The sequence below is a fragment of the Frankia sp. CcI49 genome (assembly GCF_001983215.1).
GTDB lineage: Bacteria > Actinomycetota > Actinomycetes > Frankiales > Frankiaceae > Parafrankia > Parafrankia irregularis.
The window spans coordinates 1-9,775 of record NZ_MOWP01000021.1 but is presented as its reverse complement, the minus strand read 5'-3'; the positions used below and the strand labels follow the sequence as shown (position 1 = coordinate 9,775).

At 69.4% G+C, this 9,775-nt stretch carries 8 protein-coding genes; all 8 read left to right on the top strand.

Translation table 11 applies throughout. The features are described from left to right. Window positions 1–231: 231 nt before the first annotated feature. A complete protein-coding gene (locus CcI49_RS20255; protein WP_158230790.1) occupies window positions 232–3,072 on the top strand; it encodes a CRISPR-associated endonuclease Cas3'' in 2,841 nt (946 codons plus the stop codon). Between the two features lie 128 nt (window positions 3,073–3,200). Next, the gene (gene casA, locus CcI49_RS20250; protein ID WP_076828637.1) at window positions 3,201–4,772 is read left to right on the top strand and encodes a type I-E CRISPR-associated protein Cse1/CasA; all 1,572 of its coding nucleotides are present in this window, start codon (window positions 3,201–3,203) and stop codon (window positions 4,770–4,772) included. Between the two features lie 18 nt (window positions 4,773–4,790). After that, window positions 4,791–5,672, top strand: coding sequence for a type I-E CRISPR-associated protein Cse2/CasB (gene casB / locus CcI49_RS20245; RefSeq protein ID WP_076828634.1), 882 nt, complete (start codon window positions 4,791–4,793; stop codon window positions 5,670–5,672). Next, window positions 5,669–6,862 carry a type I-E CRISPR-associated protein Cas7/Cse4/CasC gene (gene cas7e, locus CcI49_RS20240; protein WP_076828632.1) on the top strand — a complete coding sequence of 398 codons (1,194 nt, stop codon included), beginning with the start codon at window positions 5,669–5,671 and terminating at the stop codon, window positions 6,860–6,862. Before casB ends, cas7e begins: the two co-directional genes overlap by 4 nt. Continuing rightward, a complete protein-coding gene (cas5e, locus tag CcI49_RS20235) occupies window positions 6,859–7,632 on the top strand; it encodes a type I-E CRISPR-associated protein Cas5/CasD (protein ID WP_076828629.1) in 774 nt (257 codons plus the stop codon). Before cas7e ends, cas5e begins: the two co-directional genes overlap by 4 nt. Further along, window positions 7,629–8,273, top strand: a complete 645-nt coding sequence (locus tag CcI49_RS20230; RefSeq protein ID WP_076828626.1) for a type I-E CRISPR-associated protein Cas6/Cse3/CasE — start codon at window positions 7,629–7,631, stop codon at window positions 8,271–8,273. Before cas5e ends, CcI49_RS20230 begins: the two co-directional genes overlap by 4 nt. Beyond that, window positions 8,270–9,373, top strand: a complete 1,104-nt coding sequence (cas1e, locus tag CcI49_RS20225) for a type I-E CRISPR-associated endonuclease Cas1e (protein ID WP_076828624.1) — start codon at window positions 8,270–8,272, stop codon at window positions 9,371–9,373. The genes CcI49_RS20230 and cas1e overlap by 4 nt, the downstream gene beginning before the upstream one ends. After that, window positions 9,361–9,666 carry a type I-E CRISPR-associated endoribonuclease Cas2e gene (cas2e, locus tag CcI49_RS20220; protein WP_076828622.1) on the top strand — a complete coding sequence of 102 codons (306 nt, stop codon included), beginning with the start codon at window positions 9,361–9,363 and terminating at the stop codon, window positions 9,664–9,666. Before cas1e ends, cas2e begins: the two co-directional genes overlap by 13 nt. Window positions 9,667–9,775: the final 109 nt, after the last annotated feature.

Genomic DNA, 9,775 nt, shown 5'->3' with positions numbered 1-9,775 from the left:
CACCACCACGGCGGTGTGTGCGGATCACCCCCACGGGCGTGGGGAGGACACTTGCTGATCTGGCCTTTTATACCGCCCCCTGCATCCGTTGTGTTTTCTTGGCGGCCGAGCGGTGACGCCTCGGGGGCACCGCCCAGTGATGGCTGTCTAGCAAGGAACTACGCTTCCAGGATGGATCTTGGGGGAGATCGCGGGGAGCGGTGTACCGCTGACGCCGGCAACGGCGCAGCGGTGGACCTGCGGCTTTGGGGCAAGTACGGCTCTTTGCCGTGGGCCTATCCGTTGGCGTGTCATCTGGTYGACACGGGCGCGGCCGTTGAGGTGTTGTGGCGCAGCACGGTGCCGGAGTCCGCGCGTCTGGCGGTGGCCCGCGAGCTGGGAGCGTCTGTGGAGGACGCCGGTCGCCTGGTCGCCTTCTGGGCTGCGCTGCACGATATCGGCAAGATTACTCCGGGCTTTCAGATGCAGGTTCCGAAGGCTTTCGCTGCGTTGCAGGGCAGCTATACGACGGTCGGGGCGTCGGGCCGGTTCCGTCATGAGGAGGCGTCGCAGCGGTTCCTGCATCGGGTGTTGGCCGAGCTCGGGTACGGACACGGCCTGCTCGGTAATGCGTCCGCGGCGCGGGTCGCTCAGCTGCTGGGTGGCCATCACGGCTGTTTCTACGGCGTCCAGCCACGGCATGCGGATCCGCGGGTGCCGTGCCCGGAGCTGGGAGGCAACGAGTGGGAGCGCGCACGGCGCAGCGTGTTGAGGGAGGTCTCCGCGGTTTTCGGCCCTCCGGCGGCACCTCGGGCGGTGACGGTGCTGGGCGGGGCGGTCGCATGCGGCCTGGTGGTGTTGGCGGACTGGCTGGTCAGCCAGGAGGACTTCCTTCTCGATCAGCTCCGCGATGTACCCGCGGAGGCGAGAGAACTCGACCTTCGTGAGCACCGTGACCGTTCCGCTGGACGGGTCGCGGCCCTGGCACGAGAGGCCGGGCTTGGACGGCTGTCGTTGCGTGGCGGGTCGTTCGCTGCGGAGTTCCCTGAGTATCCGCCGAACGCGCTGCAGAGTTCTGTCGCGGCGGACCTGCCTGGGCTGGTGACGGGGCCGGGTCTGCTTCTGGTGATGGCCCCGATGGGGATGGGCAAGACGGAGACGGCGCTGCACGCCGCGCGGCTGATGGGCGATGCGGCGGGGACGTCGGGCGTGTTCGTCACGCTGCCGACGATGGCGACCTCGGATCAGATGTACCGGCGGGTTCGGGCGTACGCGCAGCGTCGCCGGGCCCCGGACGTGGATGTGGCGGTGACGTTGCTGCATTCGATGTCCTGGCTCAACGCGGCCTACCAGGACACAGCGGACGGGCTGGACGTCGATCGGGGCCCGGTGTTGACCGGCGGCGGCCAGGTGCAGGCGCACGCCGCAGGTGAGGACAACGCCGGGGCGCAGACCGCGGCGACGGTGTGGCTGCGGGGCCGCAAGCGGGGTCTGCTGGCGCCGATGGCGGTGGGCACCGTGGATCAGGCGCTGCTGACGGTGCTGCCGGTACGGCACAACGTGCTGCGGATGCTGGGCCTGGCGGGCAAGGTCCTGGTCGTCGACGAGGTACACGCCTACGACGCCTACATGCAGTATCTGTTGGCGCGGTTGCTGACATGGCTGGGTGCGTTGCGGGTTCCGGTGGTCCTGCTGTCGGCGACGCTGCCCGGTCAGGTCGCCGCGCGGCTGGTCCGCGCCTATCTGACCGGTGCCGGTGGGAAGGCGTACCGCGGGCAGGTCGAGGTGGCCTATCCGGGCTGGGTGTACGCGGACGCGGCCAGCGCGGTGATCACGACTCGCCCGTTCGAAGTCGCGTCGCGGACCCTCGCCGTCGACCTCGTCGATGTGCCGACCGTATCCGAGGACGTCTCGGCCCCGGCTGACCGCCCGGCCGCGGATGTCGGGCTGCCGGTGAAGGACGGGGCTGATCGGGCTGCTGTTGTGAAGGCGGAACTTGCGCCGCTGCTGCGGGAGAGCGGCTGCGCGATGGTTGTGTGCACCACCGTCGCCGAGGCCCAGCAGACGTTCGTCACGCTGCGGGAATGGTGCTCGAAGGCGGCGAGCTCAGCGGGTGAACCGCGGGTGATGCTGCTGCACGCTCGGATGCCGGCGCGGCAACGCGAAGCGCTGACGGAGGAGGTGACGAGAGCGTTCGGTCGAGAGGTGACCCATCGGCCCCGCAGACCCACGATCCTTGTCGCTACGCAAGTAGCCGAACAAAGCCTCGACCTTGATCTTGACTTGGTGGTCAGCGATCTGGCCCCGATCGCCCAGCTTCTACAGCGGGCGGGCCGTTGTCAGCGCCACCAGCAGGTCGACGACGAGGACCTGCGTCCACAGTGGGCGCGCAGGAATCCAAGGCTGGTGGTACTCGTCCCCCGTGGCCCGGACGGGACGCTGGAGCTGCCGAAGCGGTGGACCGCGGTGTACGACGCGTCGCTGCTGCGCCGGACCTACGAACTGCTCGCCGACCGGCACCCCCAGCCCGTGGAGATCCCAGCGGACGTGCAGCCGATGGTGGAGCAGGTCTACGACGAGACGTTCCACGAGGACCTTTCCGACGACGAGATCACGCGCTTCGCGAACGACGAGGCGGCCTTCGGTATCGCGGCCACGGTCGCGATCAAGAACCCGCGGAAGGTTCTCGATCTCAGCGAGCTCACGAAGACGGAGATCGACGAGGACCTGGTTTCCACCCGGCTGGGAGCCGAATCGGTGCGGGTGGTCTGCTGCTACGTCGACGACGACGGCACCCGCTGGCTGGATCGTGCCCGGACCTCCCGGCTGCCCGTGACCGGATACGGTCCGAAGCGCCGATTCACCTCGGCGCAGGTCAAGGCGGTGCTCTCGGAAAGCCTCCCGCTGCGGGACGGCGCCTGGCGCCGCCGCGATCGGAACACCACTGCCCCGCCGGCCGCCTGGGCTGACAACCCGCACCTGCGCGACGTGCTGGTCCTGCCGCACCGTCTCGACCCCGACGGCACTGTCCACCCGGTCACCGTCGACAAGCGCATGTTCTACCTCGACGAAGCCCTCGGCCTGACCGGCTGAGAGCACCGCGGAACGGCCAAGCAACACATTTCTGTCGGTGGTGGTCGCTAGCGTCGGTCCACGTCGACAACGGAGTCGGCGACCGGCGACGAAGCTGGAGAGCAACGGGGGTTGCCTGTGAGTAGACAGTGGTAAGCGGTCCCGCCTTCGATCTGCGAAGGCAGCCGTGGGTACCAGTTCGAGAAGAAACGGCACACGACAAGGTCGGGCTCCAGGATGTTCTGGAACGAGCGCATGAATTAACGGATATCGATGTTCCGATGCCGCCGGCGGCGGTTGGCCTGTGGCGGGTTCTCACGTTGCTGGCARCTCGGGTGACCGAGCTGGATAAGGATGACCTGTCGGCCGGCGAGTTCCTTGAAAGGCGCAGCAAGGTTCTGGAGCGGCGCCAGTTCGCCCCGGACGACATCGAAAAGTACTTCGGCAGGTACCCAGGCCGGTTCGATCTGTTCGACCGTGAACGGCCCTGGTTGCAGGACCCGCGGCTGGCGACGGAGTGCTCCGCGACGTCGGGCCTGAACCGCATCGTGTTCGGTCGTTCCTCGGGGAACAACCAGGTCTGGCTGGGCCATCACACCGACCTGGCGCCCCGGCCGGTTCCCGCCGCGGAAGGGGCGTGGCATCTGCTCGCCACCCTCTACTACGGTCCGTCCGGGCGCTGCACGACCCGTACAGTGAAGGGCCGCTCGGAAGGAAACACGGCTGCCGGGCCGCTGCGAAGCGGACTGTCCTGCCACCCGGTGGGCAAGAATCTGTTCGAGTCTTTGATCGCAGGCATTCCCGTGCCTGACGACGGGGACGAATACCGCGCCAACGCCGAGGATGAGGCCCCTTGGGAGGCCGACGGGCTGGGAGACCCGCTGCGAGGACCGGCGCCGCTGCGTGGGATGGCCCGAGTGCTGGCGGGCCGCTTCCAGCATGCGGTGCTGCTGACCCCCGATCCGTCCGGTAAGCAGGTCGTCGACGCCACGATGACCTGGGCTTGGCGTACCAAGGGCAACGAAGGTCTCGACCCCTATCTGATCTATCAGACGAACAAGAAGGGCGAGCCGTATCCGCGGCAGGCGAGCGCCACCCGCGCGACGTGGCGGGATCTGGATGCCCTGCTCCTCGACAGCGATGAGCAGCACCACCGCCCGGCGGTTCTCAGCGCGGTGCAGTACCTGCCACCCGAAACGGTGCAGCATATGCGGGTTCGGGTGTTCGGCTTCGATCAGGATGGCCAGACCCGTGACCGGCAGTTCTTCACCCAGACAACCCCGCCGGTCCTGCGCTGGCTCCAGGAACGCGACCCCGCCTTCGCTTACGGCGTCGGTCGTGTGCGCGATGCGGCGGAACGCGTCGGTCGGAACCTGACCCAGGCGTTGAAGGCGGCCTGGGCGCTACAGGCCGACCCGGCCGACGACGGGATGCACGCGCCGTCCCGTCTCGATGGTGGTCCGGGGCCGTGGGTCGCCGCCGCGGATGGGCGGTACTGGCCTGCGGCCGAGCGCGTGTTCTGGGATGTGCTGCGCCGCGCGGAGCAGGCCACCGAGGCCGATGGTGATCCGCTCGCGGTGTTCCAGGAGGCTCCGGCCCGGTTCGTCCAGGAGGCGGAGCGGGCCTACGACGACATCGCCGACCAGGTGGACGCCCGGACACATGGGCGGATGACCCGCGCGCTCGCGCGGTATCGCGGCCGGCTGCGTTCCGGTATCTGATCCAGGAGAAGACACCTCATGACTGTTCTGGACACTGCTGCGGCGGTCGATGCACCCGGCCGCCGTGGCTCGTCGTCCTACCCGGCCTGGGACGAGCTGCTGGGCCCGGCCCGGCATCTCGTACGCACAGCCGAACGGACGTTGGTCGTGCCCGCGGACCGGTCTGCGTTGCGGCGCAGTCTCGGCAAGCCGCTGGCCCATCCGATGACCCAGCCCGCGCACCGCATCGTCGCCCCCTGCCTGCAGTTCCTTCCCGATCCCGACGCCAGCAGGCTGGATCGGCGCACGCTCGTCCACATCGCTGCGGCCGAGCGGGCCTTCTACACGGTGGCGGCACTGATCGCCGCCCAGCCACGGACGGCCCGCGACAGCCATATCGCCCAGGCCGCCTCAGCGCAGCGGCACGTCGCAGCCTCGGTCGAACCTCCGGCTGAGGCCGGCGGTGAAACGGCGAAGGCTGGCAGCGGAACGGCAGGCACCCCGGGTACCCAGGCCTCCGTCGCCGTGCCGCCGCAGACAGACACATCTGCCGAATCCACCTCAGGCGCGGCGCAGGGCGTGAACCTGGGCCGCTGCCTGGCGGGGGCGATCAACAGCCGTCCCGGTGCCGAGCGTGCCGCGATGTACCGGCGGTTGGAGCCCCGGCTGCGGCTGCTATGTCGCCAGGACCTCGACGGAGTGCACCGTCATCTCCCCCCGCTGATCCGCCAGCTACGCGCGGACGAGGTCACCGTCGACTGGGTCCGGCTCACCGTCGACCTGGCTCGCTGGGGCACGTACCCCGATCAGGTCGCGAAGACCTGGCTGCAGCAGTTCTACCGGACGGCCCGCCTCACCGGCGGCCCGGCCGATTCCCCCGACCTCGACACCACTGACGACACCGAAGGCGAGACGTCATGACCGCCCGTTTCGTGGACATCCACCTGCTGCAGCCCGTTCCCTACGCCAACCTGAACAGGGACGACCTCGGCGCGCCGAAAACCGTCGTCTACGGCGGGAAGTCACGGACCAGGGTGTCGAGCCAGTGCTGGAAAAGGCAGGTCCGTCTGGAGGTCGAGACCGCGCTCGACGATCCCGCGGTACGCACCCGGCGGATCATCAGCGCCGTCGCGGAGCGGTTGACCGGCCAGGGCTGGCCCGCCGAGCTCGCCACCTACGCCGGCCGGCAGGTTCTGCTTTCCGCGGGCAAGAAGGGAATCAAGACCGAGGCCGCGGACACCGGGAACGGCGAGGGCAACGGCGGAGCAAAAGGCAAGGCCGACAAGGCTGAGATCTCCTCGGTACTGCTCTACCTGCCTGCCGCCGGCCTCGACGAGCTCGCCGTGCTCGCCGCGGCCCACCGGGACCGCCTCGAGACCGAGATCGCGAAGAAGCCGGCGCAGCAGCGTCCGGTGCTGCCGGTCGACGAGGTCGCCGCGATCCTGTCCAGCCGGACAGGCACGATCAACCTGTTCGGGCGGATGCTCGCCGAGCTGCCCGGCGGCAAGGTGGACGGTGCGGTGCAGGTCGCCCATGCGTTCACCGTGCACGCCACCAACCCCGAGGTCGACTTCTTCACCGCCGTCGACGACATCCCCGCGTTCGGGGACGCCGGCAGCGGCCACATGAACGCCGGTGAGTTCTCGGCCGGAGTCTTCTACCGGTACGCCAGCCTCGACCTGGCCGGGCTCGTCGCGAACCTCGACGGCGACAAGGCCACCGCGTTCGAGCTGACCCGCCACTTCCTCGGCGCGTTCGTGGCCGCGCTGCCGTCGGGGAAGCGCACCGCCACCGCGCCGAACACCCTGCCCGAGCTGATCTACGTGGCGGTGCGTCAGGACCGGCCGATCTCGCTCGCCGCGGCGTTCGAGCGGCCCGTCCCGGCCGGGATCGAAGGCGGCCACGGCGAACCCGCCCGCGAGGTCCTGTCTGACTACGCCACCGGCCTGCACCGTTTCTGGGGTACCGACCAGATCACCCTGCATGGTCAGGCATCGATCGACGGCAAGGCCCGCGACGGCCTCGGTGACAGCTATGACTCCTGGCCGGCGCTGCTCGATGCCACCCTCGCCGCCGCCGCCCGCGAGGAATCGGCGGAGGGCGCCGCGTGAGCGGACTCGTCCTGCGCCTCGCCGGGCCGCTGCAGTCCTGGGGTGAACACAGCGTGTTCGCGGTGCGGGACACGGCCGGTTTCCCGACCCGCTCCGGTCTGATCGGCCTGTTCGCCGCCGCGATGGGCCTTTCCCGCGGCGAGTCGTTGACCCGCTTCGACGACCTGCGGCTGACCGTCCGCGTCGACACCCCCGGAGTTCTGCTCACCGACTTCCACACCGTCGGCGGTGGCCTCCCCGCCCATCGCACCGTGCCCACCGCGGACGCCAAACGCCGACCCGGCGACACCGGCACCATCGTCACCCGTCGCCGGTACCTGTCCGATGCCGTGTTCACCGTCGCGGTCACCGGCCCCGACGACATCCTCGACACCATCGGGCAGGCGCTGGAACGTCCGGTCTGGCAGCCCTACCTGGGGCGACGATCCTGCCCACCCGACGAACCGCTCATGCTGCGTCGCAGGACCGCGGACCCCGAAGGTGACCTGYGCACCCGGGTACCACTGCCACGCCGACCGCGCAGCAGACCCGGCCCCGACGGGCTGGTCGAGATCGATTTGCTGAGCGAGACCGAACCCGGAGATGGACGGGCCGCGCTCACCGAACTCGCCGACGTGCCCGAAAGCCTCGATCCTCTCGATCGCCGCTATCGGCGGCGTGCCGTCTACCGGCAGACCGCCCACCTGCCCGGGACCCTGCTCGCCGGCCCCGGCCGTGGTTACCAGCAGGCGCTGTACCAGTACATGCGTGCCGACCAGGAGCAGCCGTGACCGCCTGGCTGATACAGATCGCCCCAGACGAACGGCGCCGCGACATCCGCCGCGAGCTCGCCGACGCCGACCGCCTCCACAAACGGCTCATGATGCTCATCCCCGACGACCTCGGGGACGACGCCCGCACCCTCGCCGGGCTGCTGTTCCGCGTCGACCGCACCCGCACGGGCACCCGGCTGCTCGTCCAGACCCGCCTCGAACCCGCCCTCGATCGGCTGCCCCCCGGCTACGCCCAGGCCGCGACCCGCAAACTCGGCCCGTTTCTCGACAGCATCACCAACGGCGCCGCCGTGCATTACCGCCTCACCGCGAACGCTGCCAAACGCGGCGGGCGTACCGCAGGACCCCAGGAAGGAAAGATCATCCCGCTACGCGGCGCCGCGGCCGACGATTGGTGGGCCAACCGGGCCGCCCGCTGCGGGCTGGAACTACGCAGCCTGACCGGCACCCCCGAAGACGACGTCACCGGCCTCCGTTACGACGGGCGGCGGATTCGTCACGCCCTGACCCGCTTCGACGGACACGCCATCATCACCGATCCCGAGGCCGTTTGCAGCGCCGTCCTCGACGGTGTTGGCCGCGCCCGTTCCTACGGCGCCGGTCTGCTCAGCCTCGCGCCGCTGCGCGCTGCCGGATGAGCGTCACCCGCGCGCCTCAGACCGCCAAACATCGCCTCGGCCGGCCGACCCTGGCCATGCTGCCCCGCGTCGCGGATTCCCTGTCTTTCCTTTACCTGGAATCCGTCCGTATCACGCAGGACGACACCGGCATTCTCGGCTACGTCGAAACATCTGACGGCGTCGAAAAGGTGTATCTGCCGACCGCGGCCCTGTCCTGCCTGTTACTCGGCCCCGGAACCTCCATCACCCAACCCGCGCTCGCCACCCTCGCCCGACACGACACCAGCGTCGTCTGCGTCGGTGCCGGTGGGATCCGCAGCTACGCCAACATCCAACCCGCCGGCCTCACTACCCGATGGCTGGAACAGCAGGCCCGCACCTGGGCCGACGACACCCTGCGGGTCCAGGTCGCCGCGCGCATGTACCGGACCCGTTTCGCTGTCGACGTCCCCGAAAGCACCACCCTCGCGCGGCTCCGCGGGATGGAAGGGCAGCGGGTCAAGGCCTACTACAAACTCCTCGCCCAGAAACACCGCATCCCCCGCTTCCGTCGCAACTACGACCCGGCGAAATGGGACACCCAGGACCCCGTCAACCTCGCTCTGTCCGCCGCGAACACCTGCCTCTACGGCATCGTCCACGCCGCCGTCTGCGCCCTCGGCTGCTCCCCCGCCCTCGGCTACATCCACAGCGGCACCCAACTCGCGTTCGTCTACGACATCGCCGACCTCTACAAGGCGAAAACCACCATCCCGCTCGCGTTCGCGCTCCACGACTCACCGGACCCCGAACGCGCCGCCCGCGCCGGACTCCGCGAAGAATTCCGCCTCATCCGCCTTCTCCCGAACATCATCAACGACATCCAGGCCATGCTCGACCTCAGCCGGGACCTCGACACCGACGACGACCCGGGAGACCGCGCCAGCCTCGCCGTCGACATGGTCCACCTTTGGGACCCCGACCTCGGGGCCCTCCCCGCCGGCGTCAACTACAGCAACGACATCCCGGCCGCCGGCGACGACGTTCCGGGGCTGAGCCCGCCGGCCGGCACCATCGACAACGGCGATATCGAGGACGACGACGTCCTCATCAACCTGGGCAACCCATGGCCTCAATGATCGTCATCTCCACCACCGCGGTTCCCGACCACGTCCGCGGCGCTCTCAGCCGCTGGCTCATCGAACCCACCGCGGGCCTGTACGTCGGCACCGTCTCCGCCCGCGTCCGGGACGAACTCTGGAACGCCGTCGCCGCCAGCGTCGCCGACGGCGCCGCGGTCTGCATCCACCCCGCCGACACCGAGCAAGGCTTCAACATCAGAACCGCAGGCGAGCGCCGCCGCCACGTCCTCGACTACGACGGCCTCCAACTCATCGCCCTCAAATCACAACAACCGCAGGAGGCCTCCTAAAAGCCCAGGTCAGTAAGTGTCCTCCCCACGCCCGTGGGGGTGATCCGAAGGACCCGCTGACGCAGTTCCTTCAGGACGCGTCCTCCCCACGCCCGTGGGGGTGATCCGG

Coding starts and splice junctions, on each gene's coding strand:
- casB (WP_076828634.1), top strand. CDS start 4,791: ATGACTGTTCTGGACACTGCTGCGGCGGTCGATGCACCCGGCCGCCGT.
- cas7e (WP_076828632.1), top strand. CDS start 5,669: ATGACCGCCCGTTTCGTGGACATCCACCTGCTGCAGCCCGTTCCCTAC.
- cas1e (WP_076828624.1), top strand. CDS start 8,270: ATGAGCGTCACCCGCGCGCCTCAGACCGCCAAACATCGCCTCGGCCGG.
- cas2e (WP_076828622.1), top strand. CDS start 9,361: ATGGCCTCAATGATCGTCATCTCCACCACCGCGGTTCCCGACCACGTC.